Source organism: Amycolatopsis sp. NPDC043887, from assembly GCF_056435665.1.
Genome location: NZ_JBWKEB010000001.1, coordinates 801,032 through 814,649 on the forward strand (window position 1 = coordinate 801,032; position 13,618 = coordinate 814,649).

Here is a 13,618-nt window from a genome sequence, read left to right on the forward strand (position 1 = left end):
GCACCTAGTTTCATATGCACCTAGTTGCACTGCAAGGCGACGTGGGTCACAAAGCGCGTGAAGGCCCCTTTCTCTCGGCTCAGCCGAGGAAAAGGGGCCTTCACGCGGGAAAGCTACGGCTTGCGGGCGATACCCCCGATGACGCGGGACTCCGAGGGGTTCGCGGCGAAGAGGGTCTTCTCGTCCGGGTGCCACGCCGGCGCGTAGACCAGGCCCGGCTCCAGCAGCGGCCAGCCGCCGAAGAACCGCCGGAACTCGTCCATGGTGCGCAGGAAACCGGGGTTCGTCGTGGTCTCGTAGTACTCGAGGATGTCGAGCAGCGCCTGCCGTTCCTCGTCGCTGGCCGGGTTCTCGTTGGTCATCTGCGAAAGCACCAGCAGCGAACCCGGCGCGAGCCGGTCGCGGTAGAAGTCCAGCAGCCCGTCGGGGTCCTGCTCGTCTTTGATGAAGTGCATGACCGCGTTGACCACCAGCGCGATCGGCTCCCGGACGTCGATGATGCCGGAGTCCATCACCCGGTTCCAGAGGTCTTCGGGGTCGAACAGGTCGGCGGCGATCGCGTGGTGACGGTCGGGGTCCGCGGTGTCGGCGAGCAGCAGCGTCGAATGCGCGAGCGCGATCGGCTCGTTGTCGATGTAGAGGACGTGCGTGTCCTCCTGCGGTCGCGCCTCGTCGGCGACCTCGTGCACGTTGCCCGCCGTCGGCAGGCCGGAGCCGATGTCGACGAACTGGCGGATGCCCTGTTCGGCGCAGTGTCGCACGGCGCGGCCGAGGAACTGCCTGCTGGTCTTGCAGTAGTCGCCCATGAGCGGCAGGCGCTCACGTACCTTCTCGGCGAAATTGCGGTCGATGGCGTAGTGGGTGTCGCCGCCGATGAAGTAGTCGTAGACCCGGGCCGCGGACGGCCGGTCCAAGCTGTTCTCGACGGCCCTGAGCGCCGCGTCGTGATCGATCATCGTCATCCCTTTGTCCGCGCCGGAAATCCCATGCTAACCGGCCGGGACGTAGGCCTCGCGGTAGGCGTTCACGGATTCGGTCAAGCGATCGAGCTCCGCGCGGGTGCGGGCGAGACCGGCCGCGTCGAGGCCCATCGCGTCACCGATGATCTTCGGGATCCCGCTCGCGCGTTCCCGGAGCCGGGCGCCGTCCCCGGTCAGGCTGATGCGGACGGACCGTTCGTCGTCGGCTTGGCGGACGCGCTCGACCAGTCCGGACTTCTCCAGCCGCTTGAGCAGCGGCGACAGCGTGCCGGAGTCGAGGTTCAGCACGGTGCCGAGTTCCTTGACCAGCCGCTCGTCCTCCTCCCAGAGCGCGAGCATCACCAGGTACTGCGGATAGGTCAGGCCCAGATCGTCGAGCACGACGCGATAGAGCGCGGTCACGGCCCGCGATGCCGCGTAGAGCCCGAAGCACAGCTGATCGTCCAGGCACAGCGATCCGGTGTTGTCCGTCGGCATCGGTCCTCCTCGTCCCCATGGTGCGTCGATCATGCCGCAGATCGCCACTCGAGTGAGCCAAATCTCCTTGAGTACATTTTGGTTGTACACAACTAAGTTGTGAGCTACTTTTGCTGTGTCGACTTCGGAACCCAGGAGGCAGAAATGACCGCCAACCCGCACAACCTGGCCCTCGAACCGGCCGCGCAGGCTTTCGTCGAGGCCACCGCCACCCCGCCATTCCTCTTCCAGCTGCCGCTGGAGGAAGGACGCAAGGCCGTCGACGAGGTCCAGGGCGGCGACGTCGAGCTGCCCGCCGCGGATGTCGAGACCACGTACGTGGACGGCGTCGAGGTCCGCATCGTCCGGCCCCAGGGCGTGACCGGCCCGCTGCCCGTGATCGTCTACATCCACGGCGCCGGCTGGGTCTTCGGCAACTTCCACACCCACGAGCGCCTGGTCCGCGAGCTCGCCGTCGGCGCGGGCGCGGCCGTCGTCTTCCCCGAATACGACCGCTCGCCGGAGGCGCGCTACCCGGTCGCCATCGAGCAGAACTACGCCGTGGCGAAGTGGGTCGCCGAGCACGGCGCCGAAAACGGGCTCGACGGCACGAGGATCGCGATCGCCGGCGATTCCGTCGGCGGCAACATGACCGCCGCGCTCACCCTGCTCGCGAAGCAGCGCGGCGACGTCACCTTCCGGCAGCAGGTGCTCTTCTACCCGGTCACCGACGCGAACTTCGACACCGAGTCCTACCGGCGGTTCGCCGAGGGGTACTTCCTCGCCCTCGACGGAATGAAGTGGTTCTGGGACCAGTACACGACCGATCCGGCGCAGCGCGCGGAAATCACCGCTTCGCCGCTGCGGGCGAGCCTCGACGAGCTCGCGGACCTGCCGCCCGCGCTCGTGATCACCGCCGAGGCCGATGTCCTGCGCGACGAAGGCGAGGCGTACGCCGCCAAGCTGCGTCAGGCCGGAGTTCCGGTGACCGCCGTGCGGTACCAGGGCATCGTGCACGACTTCGTCATGCTCAACACGTTGCGCGGAACGCACGCCGCGGAAGCCGCGATTTCGCAGGCGATCGGGGTGCTGCGCACCGCACTCGAAGGCTGAGCGATTTGTCCAGGGTGACACGCGTCACCTTGGACAACACTTTCCGGTGGTCGCACGTCTCTTGATCCAGATGTGGGAAGTGCGGTGCGGGGGCGTGCCGCCGCCGGAGAGGGACACGATCGCCATGGGACTGGGACTGAGTGCCATCCGGCTCGATTCCACACTGAACCTGGTCATCGTCGTGGTGCTGACCCTGCTCGCGATCATCGCCGTACCGTTCTTCTGGGAACGCTGGCGCCGCAAGGTGCTCGGCCGCAGCGGCACGATCCTCGTCGCGGTGGTGCTGATCGTGGTCAGCACCGGGATGGGCGGGAACATGATCGGCGGGTTCTTCCCGACGGTCGGCGCCCTGTTCGGCACCGGTGTGTACTCGGCGGAAAACGTCGACGCCGTCGCCGGCGAGAACGGCTCGGACCTCGACAAACTGCGTGACGCCGGGGCGATGCGGGCCAAGGAGGGCAAGGGTTCCGTCGTGCACATGACGGTAACCGGCAAACGCACCGGCCTCACGCGCGACGTATCGGTGTATTTTCCGCCCCAGTACTACGATCCCGCGTACCGGTCACTCAAATTCCCGGTCATCGAATGGATCCCGAATTATCCGTCCGGTCCGGAAGTGGTCACCGGCCCGTACGGGATGCCGGGCAGGCTCGACGAAGCGATCGCGAAGCACGTGCTCCCGCCGACCCTGGTGATCATCCCGGACCCGACCGGGAAACCGAAGGTCGGCCACGACACCGAATGCGTCGACGAAGTCAACGGCGCCCCCAACGACACCTACCTGACCGCCGACATCCGCGACTGGGCGATCGAGAAGCTCGGCGCGAGTACGCAGCGGAAGGCGTGGACGATGGCGGGCTGGTCCTCGGGCGGCTACTGCGCGATGAACCTGGTGACCAGGCATCCGCAGTGGTACGGCCAGGCGGCGAGCGTCAGCGGCTACTACAAGGCTTCGGTGGACGCCGAGACGGAGAACCTCTTCAAGGGCAGGCAGGACATCGTCGACGCGAACACGATCACGGTGAACCTGCAGAAGCACCCGTCACCGGTCGACATCCTCGCGATCGCGGGGGAGAAGGAAAGCTTCGAGAGTTTCTCGCTCGACCAGCTCCAGTCCGCCGTCCGCGCGCCCGCGACGCTGTCCACTTGGCGGATCCCGGACGCCGGGCACAACATGAACACCTTCAAGACGCAGATCCCGGACGTCCTGGCGTGGATCGGCGCGCGCACCGCGCCGCCGAGCGCGCCGCAGGACAAGAAGATCGTCGGCAGCGGCGGAGTCAAGCCGTGGCCGCTGCCGAACACCGGCGCCAAGGGCGCGCTGGTCGACGTCGTCGAGTAGCTAACCGCGCTTGGCGCGATAAGCCTTGGGGTACAATCGAAGCCGGTCGGGAACGCGGTTCCCGGCCACCTTCATGACCGCGCCAAGGCGCCGGAGTCGGCGCTCGTCCGCGTCCGTCCACTTGAGACTCAAGCGATCACGCAGGGGCTGGGGGAGCAGGCCGATCGCGCACAGGGTCAGCACGTTCCCGCCCGCCGGCCGGACGGGACGCCACAAGGCCTCCGGCAGGAACCACCACGGCGGCGGTGGCGTGTCCCGCATGGTGATCGAGTGGAGCAGTTCCCGGACAGTGTGGTTGTCCTCGAGCCGGTTCGCGACCACGTCGTCGAAATAGGCGTCGAATCCTTCCAGGTCCTCGGGCATGTGGTGCTCGCGGAGGCCGAGCAGCAGGCCCAGGCGTCGCCATTCCGCGTAGAAGTGACGCTTTTCGTTGTGGGACAAGGGATGTATGAACACCTCCTGCATGCGGACCGTCGTCCAGAACGTCGATCCGTGCACCCACCGGTAGGCCTCGGGGTTCAGCGCGTGATAGCGCTCGCCGTGATGGTCGACGCCCTTGATCGCCTTGTGCAGCTCGCGGAGCCGTTCGGCCTCCACGGTCGCTTCCCGGCCGCCGAAAACCTGGCACAGCAAGGAATCGATGGTCCGGTCGAGACGGCCCCACGGGTCTTCGGTGTAGTTCGAATGGTCGTGGACGCCGGCGCCGACCACCGGATGCGCGACCTGCAGCAGCAACGCCGTCCCCGCGCCGAGCAGCAGTCTCCGGTCGCCGACCACTCGCCAGGCGACGGAATCCGGGCCGAGCGGGGCCACGGCGGGCAGGCGGGCTTCGGTGCTCATGACGACCTCCCGAGAGAGTGGCGTGCGGTCACTGTCCCACCTTGTTTACATGTCGTCAATAGCTGGTCGAAGCGCTTTCACCACCTCGGTCACCCGCCTGCCGGCGCCGGTGTAGGTGGTCGACACCGGTTGGGACGTCAGGACGACGACGATGTGGCGATCGTCTTCGCCGACGGTGCCGGAGCTGTGCAGGATCCGCGAGCCGCGGCAGCACGCCCAGCCCTGCTTGATCGACCAGCGAAGGGAACCGACGGCGTCCGGGATGCCGAAGTACTGCCGGACACCGTCGGAACCGCTCTCCGTCGCACCGCTCAACGCCCGCATGATCGTCGTCCGCGTTCCCGCGCCCGCCTGGTCCAGCAGATAGCGGTAGATCTTCGCGACGTCCGCCGCGGTGATCCGGGTGTCGCCCCAGCGGCCGGGATCCTCGGGAGGACGCGTGCCGCCGAGGCCGATCTTGCCCGCCCAACGGGTGACGATGGCGGGTCCGCCGAAGGCCGTCCACAGCCTGCTGGCGATGTCGTCGTCGCTGGCCGACAGCATCCGCTGCACGGTGCTCGCCGGTGTGCCCGCTTGAAGCGCTTCCAGCGCGATGAGGAGCTTCACCAGGGAAGCCGAGGTGTACGGCCGGTCCGCTTTGACGGAGACCGTGGTCTTCTTGGCGGTGCGGTCGTAGACGACCACGCTCACCTGCCCGCCGGGGACGAGGCCTGGGAGTGCCTCGGTGTCGACGGACTTCGGCGGTGGCCCTGGCGCAGCCGACGAGGACGGAGCCGGGGATTCGACCGGTTCCGGTTCCGCTTCGAGGGTGATCACCGTGTCCCTTGACGCGGCGGCAGCGACCGCCGCCGGGCCGGGACGGTGCGGCGGAAGCAGCACCATCGCGACGATGGCTCCCAGGCACAGCCCCACCAGAAGGAAGACCCCACTTGCTTTGCCCACACGAATTGTTGACCGCATCACCCGTTCGTGTTCACGGCTAGGCCGTTCGGACGCCTCGGTTTGCCCGGGAGGACCCCGGGGTATCCGGCGCCCAAGCCTGAAATCAGGTCGCCAACTCTGGGAGGCGGAGCAATGGCACGTGCACAACGCGCTCGTATCCGGACCGCGGGTGTCCAGCCCGCGCAGGTTCTCGCCGGGCTGTCGAGCCTGGCCTTCCTGGTGTTCGGAATCGTGGGCTTCACCAGGACCGGGTTCGCCGATTTCGCCGGCCGCAGCGATGCGACCGTGCTCGGATTCTCGGTGAACCCGCTTTACAACCTCGGGTTCGTCCTGCTGGGCGCGATCGGTCTGCTGCTGACCTTCGGCTCGGGCCGGTCCCGGGCCTTCGGTCTCCTGACGTTCGTCGCCTTCGGGGCGCTGTTCGTCTGGGGCCTCATGATCACCGGGACCGTATCCACGAACCCGGTCTCAGAGGCGGGGAACCCGTTCAACCTCAACGCGACGGACAACTGGCTGCACCTCGGCCTCGCCGCTCTCGGGCTGCTGATCGCGTTCCTGCCCGCGCGGCACAAGGTGCTGCTACCGGAGGACGAAGAGGAGAACGTGGTGACGGACCGGGCCGACAGCGCCACGGTCGTCGACCCCCTTCCGGACGGCTCGCGACGGCCGAAGCATGAAAAAGGCCCGACCGTCGCTCGTGAAGAGCGACCGCCGGGCCTCGCCCACTAGGTCTCAGTAGCCGTACTCCTGGGCGGGAGCGTCGTCCTTCTTGGGGGCGGCGTTCCCGCTCTGCGCGGCCTTGTTCTTCACCGGCGCGGTGCTCTTGCAGCCGGCGGGCTCGATGACGAACCAGGTGCCGCCGACGCCGTGCCCGTTCGCCTCACCGGCGTTCGCGTCCTTGGCGTAGCGGTAGACGGCCCATCCGCCGACGGTGACCTGCGTGGTGCCGTCCGCGCGCTTCACCGTGCCGAGCAGCTTCTGGTCGATGCCTTCGAGCTGGACGTCGCCCTCGGCGAGCACCGGCGGCCAGGTCTTCGCGCAGTCACCGTTGCAGGTCGGCTGCTTGTTCTTCTTGTCCTTGGTGAACATGTAGAGGGTGAAGCCGTCCTTGTCCACAATGGCCGGTCCGATGCCGTCGACGTTGCTCGCGACCAGCTTCGTGGTGCCGTCCTTTTGTTCGGCCGGAGCCGCCTCGGTCTCCTTGGCCGCCTGGCCCGCCTTGCCGCCCTTGGCGTTCGCGGCGAACCAAGTGCCGCCGACGCCCTGTCCCTTCGCCTCGCCCGCCTTGGTGTCCTTGGCGTAGCGGTAAAGCGCCCAGCCACCGACGGTGACCTGCTTGCGTCCGTCGGCGCGGGTCACTTCGCCGACCAGCGCCTGATCCACGCCCTCGAGCTGGACTTCGCCCTCGGCCAGCATCGGCGGCCAGGTCTTCGCGCAGTCACCGTCGCAATTGGACTTCGGCGGCTTCGCGCTGTCCTTGTCGAAGCGGTACAAGGTGAACCCGTCCTTGTCGACGAGAACCTGGCCGAGATCACCGGCTTCGGCCACGGCCACCTTGGTCTCACCCTTGGCCGCGGGGGCGCTCCCTCCCGCCCCGGCCACCGCGGCGGCGGGAGCGACGGCCGGCGCCACCGTCTCGGTGCCGCCGGAGCAGGCCGACAGCGCGACCAGGCCCACGGCCGCGGACGCCGCTGCGACGACGAAACGCTTGCGAAGCATGGGATTTCTCCTTGTTCGTAGGGGTTCCGCGGCTTGGCGCGGTGAGCTTGTACCCCCTACACGGACCCGGCGCGGGACCGGTTCAAGGAGTTTTCGGATTTTCTTCGCGTGCCTCCAGGGCGGCGTCGGTGAGCACCCCGGCCGACCCGGTGTAGTTCGCCGGATCCAGCAGGTCGGCAAGGGAATCCGTGGGGAGGACTCCGGTTATCTCGGGCAGGCCGGAAAGAACCTCGCCGAGCGCCTTGTCCTGTTCCAGCGCGAGTTTGGACGCGCGTCCCAGGACTTCCTTGGCCCGTGCCTTGCCGAGCAGCGGCGCGAGCACGGTCGACAGACGCTCGGAGACGATCTGGCCGTGCGTGAGGCCGAGGTTCTCGCGTATGCGTTCGTCGTTGACCACCAGGCCGCGGGCGAGCTCGGCGGCCGTGTGCGCGGCGCCGCCGGTCAGGCGCAGGCATTCGCGCAGCAGTTGCCACTCGGCGTGCCACGCGCCCGCGGATCGTTCGTCCTCGGAGACCAGGGCCTGGGTGACGCCGGTGGCCAGCACCGGGACCTGGAGCGCGGCCGACCGGATCAGCGTCGCGAGCACCGGATTGCGCTTGTGCGGCATCGCCGAGGAGCCGCCACGGCCCTCGCCCGCCGGTTCGGTGACCTCCCCGACCTCGGTGCGCGTCAGGAACTGGACGTCGACCGCGATCTTCCCGAGCGCGGCGGCCGTGAACGCGAGTCCGGCCGCGAGGTCGGCCGTCGGGGTGCGGAGCGTGTGCCAGGGGAGCGTGGTCTCGGCGAGACCGGTCTCCTCGGCGAAGGCCGTCTGGAGCCGCTGCGGATAGCCGTCGGGCAGGTCGGCGAGGCGCGCGTACTCGGCGTACGCGGCCCTCGTGCCCGCCGCGCCACCGAGCGAGACCGGCAGGACGACACGATTCAGCCTGTCGAGCGCGTCGAGCGTCATCTGACGCCAGCCCGCCGCCTTGAGCCCGAACGTGGTGGGGACCGCGTGGGCGGTGAGGGTGCGCCCGGCCATGATCGTGTCGCGATGCGCGCGGGCAAGTTCCGCCAGCGCGTCCGCCGTCGCCTCGAGATCCGCGACCAGTAGCGCCCGTGTCCGCGCGGCGACCAGCATCATCGCGGTGTCGAAGATGTCCTGGCTGGTGGAGCCGCGATGGACGTACTCCGTCCCGGCGGCCTCGGTCAGCTCCTTGATCAGCCCCACGACCGGGTTCGCCGTCTCACGAGCCGCCCTCGCCAACGCGACCACGTCGATCTTCACCGACGCGGCGGCCTCGGTGATCGCCTCGGCGGTGGCCCGCGGGATCAGCCCCGTGCCGGCCTGCGCCCTGGCGAGCGCCGCCTCCGCGTCCAACAGGGCTCGCACCCAGGCGAGATCACCCGTCGCCGCCTCGGCGGGCGTGCCGGCGCGGACCGGGGACAGGAGGCCGGAATCGGGATCGGCGTTCATCGCCCCAGCATCGCATTTCAGGGTTTCAGTGGCCTGTCCTCCCGTCTATGCGCTCGCGCAGCAGGTCAGCGTGGCCGGCGTGGCGCGCGTACTCGGCGATGTGATGCGTCAGCAACCACCGCAACGAGAACGGTTCCCCGTCACGGCGGCTCTTTCCCGTGTCGTCGAGCGACGCGGCCGCCACGATCTCCCGCGACCGCGCACACTCCTCATGCCACGCCGCCCACGCGACCTCGACGTCGCCGCCGGTGTCCTCGAAGTCCTGCTCAGGCCACTCGTCGGAGTAATAGAGCAGCGGGACGTCCTCGCCCGCGAACTGCAGGCGGAACCACCAACGCTCGGTGCCCGTGAGGTGCCTGAGCAGTCCGTGCAGCGACAAGCCCGACGGCTCCACCGCCCGCAGAGCCATCTGCTCCGGCGTCAGCCCCTGGCACTTCAGTTCGAAGGTGCGGCGATGCCAGTCGAGGGTGGACGTCAGGATCTCGCGCTCGCTCGCCACGCGCGGAGGCTCCGGACGGTCGCCCTCCCAGTTGGCCGCGTAGTTCTCGTCGGGGATCGTGTCCATGCCCTCGACCATGGCAGAGACCCCCGACAATTCCGTGGCGCTCCGGCGACCGCCCCGGCATCCTGGTGGCCGACGGCGGTCTACTAGACTCGGCCGCACGGGCCGTTAGCTCAATTGGTAGAGCTGCGGACTTTTAATCCGTAGGTTCTGGGTTCGAGCCCCAGGCGGCCCACTCTTTCGACATCCTCGCTGACCAGCGGGGATGTTGTCATTTATTGGCCACGCCTGCCTCCGTGCCGACCACGATTGGGCTCCGTTTCGTCTCCGTTCGCTCTGCTGTGCTGAAGCTCGTGCCCAGGTAGCTGCGCTGAGCCACGGCACGTTGATGCTCTGCCCTGCGTGTGAGCGGTCCGGCATGTTCGGGCTCTACAACACTGCGTTTCGATGATCTTGGAGCCGGGCTCGACGTCTTGGTGCATGACGAGGTGGCCGAGTTCGTGTGCGGCGTCGAATCGGCTGCGGGCGCGGTCGTCCTTGGCGGGGGAGAGAGAGCAGTACGAGAGGGCGGTGGCCCATTTCGGTGGAGAATGCGTCGACCCGTGGGTCGAAGTCAGGCGGTAGGCGGAGTACGACGATGCCGTGGGCTTCCGGATGCCGCACGACATGGGGAATGGGCCCGCTGACCGAGGACAACACCATCTGCTGCTATGCCGTGCAGGACAAGGTCTGGGTCCCACGGCCCAGGCCAAGAACCCTGGGAGGTCTACACCGTCAAAGCCGAACCGCTCGTCGACGCCGCCTTGTGCCGCGTCCTCGGTGGAACAGCCTTGACCTGACGCATGGTCAAACCTCGATCGCGCGCAGGCACCGTTCCGCCTGTTGCCGGAGCGCGCCTTCGAGTTCCGGTGGTCCGCTGGCCAAGGTGAAATCGGTCTGCACTGACGTGATCATCCACACCAGGTCGGATGTCGTCGGAGCGCCGAGGTGCAGGAGACAGCGGTGCTCGTCGACGGCCTCGACGGCGCCCATCCCCGGCCACACCCGGTCGGCCACCGCGTCGGCGGATTCGTGCAGTTCGACCGTCGCCTGGCAGGGCCAGGTGCGCGCGGAAAGCTGCTGCGCCAGATAGGCCGCGACGTCGTCGAACGGCGGCTCGCGGGGGGTGAACCGGGCGCCGGCGGGTGGCCGCGGGGTGAGGCGATCGACGCGGAAGGTGCGCCAGTCGTCGCGGTCGACGTCGAAGGCGACGAGGTACCAGTGCCTGCCGAAGTTGACCAGGCGATAGGGCTCGGCGTGCCGCCGGGACGCGCCGCCACGCGGGCTGAGGTAGTCGAAGCGCAGGCGTTCGTGGCGCCGGCACGCGTCCGCGATGGTCATCAGCGTGTCCGCTGAGATCTTCGGACCGGGCGCCACCCCGGCGCGTACGGTCGCGGTCTGGAGCGTGTTCACCCGATGCCGAAGCCGCGACGGCAGCACCTGCTCCAGCTTGGTGAGCGCGCGCAACGCGGTCTCCTCGATGCCGGTGACCGAACTGCCGGTGGCGGTGCGCAGTCCGACGGCCACCGCGACGGCTTCGTCGTCGTCGAGCAGCAGCGGTGGCAGGGACGCGCCCGCGCCGAGCCGATAGCCGGGCGTGCCTTGGAGCGCGTGCACCGGGTAGCCGAGTTCCCGCAGGCGCTCGACGTCCCGTCGCACGGTCCGCGTGGTGACGCCGAGGCGTTCGGCCAGGTCGGTACCCGGCCAGTCGCGGTGGGTCTGCAGCAGCGAAAGGAGCTTCAGCAGCCGTGCGGAGGTCTCCAGCATGGTCTTCATTCTGCCGTCCGGTTAGGACCGAAGTCGTCCTAACCGGTTTCTAGCGTGGCCTCATGACACAGGACATCCACCCTTTCTCGATCGACATCCCGCAGGCCGACCTCGACGACCTCGCCACGCGCCTGGCCGCCACTCGCTGGCCGAGCGAACTGCCGGACGTCGGCTGGAGCCGGGGTGTGCCCGCCGGTTACCTCGCCGGACTGGCCGAGTACTGGCGCACCGGTTTCGACTGGCGGGCGCAGGAGGCCGCGCTCAACGCGCACCCGCAGTCCGTCACCACCATCGACGGTCAGCGCCTGCACTTCCTCCACGTGCGCTCGCCGGAGCGGGACGCCACGCCGCTGGTCCTGCTGCACGGGTGGCCAGGCGGAGTGACCGACTTCCTCGACGTGATCGGGCCGCTTTCGGACCCGGGAGCGCACGGGGGAGACCCGGCCGACGCCTTCCACCTGGTGATCCCGTCCTTACCGGGGTTCGGGTTCTCCACGCCGCTGGCCGGACCCGGGATGAGCGCCGCGAAGATGGCAGGCCTGTTCGCCCGGCTGATGGCCGCGCTCGGCTACGAGCGGTACGGCGTGCACGGCTACGACACGGGTTCGTGGATCGCGCCGGAGATCGGCAAGCAGGATCCGGGGCACGTGCTCGGCGTGCACCTCAACGCGATGATCACGTTCCCGCTCGGCGCCGAGGGCGAACTGGACGACCTCCCCGAGGCCGACCAGCGCCGCTGGGCATCGATGCAGAACTTCAACGACGGCTACCTGCAGTGCAACTCCAAGCGTCCGCAGACGGTGGCCTACGGCCTGCACGACTCGCCCGTCGGTCAGCTCGCGTGGATCGTGGAGAAGTTCAAGGAACTGACCATGCCCGAAGACGCGCTGCCCGAGGAATGCGTGGATCGCGACCGAATGCTCGCCACGATCTCGCTGTACTGGTTTACCGGCACCGCCGGTTCGGCCGCCCAGATCTACTATGAGGAGATTTCGGCGAACGACTGGAGCGGTGGCGAATCCGGCGACTGGGGTGCCGCGGTCGTGCCGACCGTGCCCACCGGTGTGCTCGTGTCCGCGCACGACGTGACCGTCCGTCGTTGGGCCGAGCGCGACCACCACGTCGTGCACTGGACCGAACTCGGCCACGGCGGGCACTTCCTCGCCATGGAGGCTCCCGCCGCGCTGGTCGACGACGTCCGCGTGTTCTTCCGGAAGGTGCGTTGAGATGGGCGCCCGCGGGACCGCGGTGCTGAGCCCGCGGGCGCTCAACCGGGCCCTTCTCAGCAGGCAACTTCTCCTCGGCCGTGTCGATCTCGGGGTGGCCGAGGCGACCGAGCATCTCGTCGGACTGAACGCGCAGGACCCGGATCTCGCGTATTTCGCGCTCTGGAACCGGCTCGAACGATTCGCCGTCCAGGACCTCACTGCCGCCATCGAGCGCGGTGTCCTTGTGCGGTCCACGATGATGCGGGCCACCCAGCACCTGATGTCGGCGGCCGACTTCCGGCTTGTCCGGCCGGTGCTGGCGCCGCTGCTGCGGCGGGTGCAGCGCAACGCCTTCGGCGGCCGTACCACCGGCGTCGACCTCGGCGAACTGGTCGCCGACGCGGTCAAGCTGCTCGACGGCAGCGGCGTCCTCACCCGGCCCGAGCTGGGGCGGGCGCTCGCGCGAACCCGGCCGGGTGCCGACGCGCAGGCGCTCGGCTGGACCGTGCAGTACCTGCTCGCACTGGTGCACCCCGCTCCGAGCGGAACGTGGGGCAAACGCGGCGCGACCCCGTTCACCGTCTTTCCCGGTGTACCCGAAGCCGCCACCGCCGACGACGTGCGCGAGCTGATCCGGCGCTACCTCGCCGCGTTCGGGCCGGCCACCGTCGCCGACGCCCGGACCTGGTCCGGGGTGAGCGGACTGCGTGAGGTCTTCGAGCAGCTGCGGCCGGAACTGCGGACATACACCGACGAAGCGGGACGCGAGCTGTTCGACCTGCCGGACCACGAGATCCCTTCGCTGGACCTGCCCGCGCCCGTCCGGCTCCTCGCGGAGTTCGACGCGACCCTGCTCGCCCACGCCGACCGCACGCGCGTGATGACCGAGCCGATCCGGCGTCAGGTCTGCCAGGGCGCGGCGGTCGCGGCCACCGTCCTCGTCGACGGCACAGTGGCCGCGACCTGGACGAAGGACCGCACGGGTGTGCTCACCGTCGTGCCGCTGCGCTCGATCTCCGCCGCCCACCGAGAGGCCATCGAAGCCGAAGCGCTGCGGTTACTGGAGTTCGCCGCTCCCGGCGCCGTTCACGACGTCCGGTTCAGCGGATAGCCCACAGATGACCGAACCCGTGTGAAGCGCCGCGCGGCGATGCTGGCGAACATTCTGCGCGTCGACGGCTGACCTCGGCGGGCCGCAGCGGCTCCGGTCGCTGCGCGTTCGGAGTCGAGGGGCGTCGTGCGCTCCAGGCGGGC

At 68.9% G+C, this 13,618-nt stretch carries 13 protein-coding genes, 1 tRNA gene and 1 pseudogene; 7 read left to right on the forward strand and 8 right to left on the reverse strand.

Features of this window, described 5'->3' with window-relative positions; all coding sequences use genetic code 11:
• Positions 1–113: 113 nt before the first annotated feature.
• Together AC069H_RS03970 and AC069H_RS03975 are read right to left on the reverse strand one after the other, a co-directional pair.
• Positions 114–962: an SAM-dependent methyltransferase gene (locus tag AC069H_RS03970; protein ID WP_478223646.1), complete on the reverse strand. Its 849-nt coding sequence runs from the start codon at positions 960–962 to the stop codon at positions 114–116.
• Positions 963–989: 27 nt separating this feature from the next.
• Positions 990–1,457: a MarR family winged helix-turn-helix transcriptional regulator gene (locus AC069H_RS03975; RefSeq protein WP_125679026.1), complete on the reverse strand. Its 468-nt coding sequence runs from the start codon at positions 1,455–1,457 to the stop codon at positions 990–992.
• 144 nt (positions 1,458–1,601) lie between these two features.
• Between AC069H_RS03975 and AC069H_RS03980 the strand changes: the two genes are divergently transcribed.
• Together AC069H_RS03980 and AC069H_RS03985 are read left to right on the forward strand one after the other, a co-directional pair.
• Positions 1,602–2,549 (forward strand): alpha/beta hydrolase, encoded by a 948-nt coding sequence (locus AC069H_RS03980; RefSeq protein WP_478231276.1) that lies wholly within the window; start codon positions 1,602–1,604, stop codon positions 2,547–2,549.
• Positions 2,550–2,673: 124 nt separating this feature from the next.
• Positions 2,674–3,891: an alpha/beta hydrolase gene (locus tag AC069H_RS03985; RefSeq protein WP_478223644.1), complete on the forward strand. Its 1,218-nt coding sequence runs from the start codon at positions 2,674–2,676 to the stop codon at positions 3,889–3,891.
• Here the strand turns inward: AC069H_RS03985 and AC069H_RS03990 are convergent, their stop codons facing one another.
• Entirely contained in the window at positions 3,892–4,731 is an 840-nt protein-coding gene (locus AC069H_RS03990) for an oxygenase MpaB family protein (RefSeq protein ID WP_478231277.1), read from the reverse strand.
• Positions 4,732–4,776: 45 nt separating this feature from the next.
• A complete protein-coding gene (locus AC069H_RS03995; protein ID WP_478231278.1) occupies positions 4,777–5,673 on the reverse strand; it encodes a serine hydrolase in 897 nt (298 codons plus the stop codon).
• A gap of 132 nt (positions 5,674–5,805) precedes the next feature.
• Here AC069H_RS03995 and AC069H_RS04000 point away from each other — a divergent pair, with 132 nt between their 5' ends.
• Entirely contained in the window at positions 5,806–6,402 is a 597-nt protein-coding gene (locus tag AC069H_RS04000) for a DUF4383 domain-containing protein (protein WP_478231279.1), read from the forward strand.
• A gap of 3 nt (positions 6,403–6,405) precedes the next feature.
• Here AC069H_RS04000 and AC069H_RS04005 read toward each other — a convergent pair whose 3' ends face one another.
• The 3 genes from AC069H_RS04005 to AC069H_RS04015 form a co-directional block, all read right to left on the reverse strand.
• Positions 6,406–7,392 (reverse strand): SCO0930 family lipoprotein, encoded by a 987-nt coding sequence (locus AC069H_RS04005; RefSeq protein ID WP_478231280.1) that lies wholly within the window; start codon positions 7,390–7,392, stop codon positions 6,406–6,408.
• Positions 7,393–7,474: 82 nt separating this feature from the next.
• On the reverse strand, positions 7,475–8,848 hold the full coding sequence (locus AC069H_RS04010) for a nitrosuccinate lyase (protein ID WP_478231281.1): 1,374 nt from the start codon (positions 8,846–8,848) through the stop codon (positions 7,475–7,477).
• Between the two features lie 25 nt (positions 8,849–8,873).
• The gene (locus AC069H_RS04015; protein ID WP_478231282.1) at positions 8,874–9,413 is read right to left on the reverse strand and encodes a DinB family protein; all 540 of its coding nucleotides are present in this window, start codon (positions 9,411–9,413) and stop codon (positions 8,874–8,876) included.
• 99 nt (positions 9,414–9,512) lie between these two features.
• On the opposite strand from AC069H_RS04015, the gene AC069H_RS04020 reads away from it, so the two are divergent.
• Positions 9,513–9,585: transfer RNA gene (locus AC069H_RS04020), tRNA-Lys, on the forward strand.
• Positions 9,586–10,020: 435 nt separating this feature from the next.
• Positions 10,021–10,189, forward strand: a pseudogene (locus AC069H_RS04025) (glyoxalase/bleomycin resistance/dioxygenase family protein); the annotation flags it as partial.
• Between the two features lie 7 nt (positions 10,190–10,196).
• On the opposite strand, the gene AC069H_RS04030 reads toward AC069H_RS04025, so the two are convergent.
• Positions 10,197–11,156, reverse strand: coding sequence for a helix-turn-helix transcriptional regulator (locus AC069H_RS04030; protein ID WP_478231283.1), 960 nt, complete (start codon positions 11,154–11,156; stop codon positions 10,197–10,199).
• 62 nt (positions 11,157–11,218) lie between these two features.
• Between AC069H_RS04030 and AC069H_RS04035 the strand changes: the two genes are divergently transcribed.
• Positions 11,219–12,382 carry an epoxide hydrolase family protein gene (locus AC069H_RS04035; protein WP_478231284.1) on the forward strand — a complete coding sequence of 388 codons (1,164 nt, stop codon included), beginning with the start codon at positions 11,219–11,221 and terminating at the stop codon, positions 12,380–12,382.
• Position 12,383: 1 nt separating this feature from the next.
• Complete coding sequence (locus AC069H_RS04040) at positions 12,384–13,475, forward strand: winged helix DNA-binding domain-containing protein (RefSeq protein ID WP_478231285.1); 1,092 nt, start codon at positions 12,384–12,386, stop codon at positions 13,473–13,475.
• The last annotated feature ends 143 nt before the right edge of the window (positions 13,476–13,618 follow it).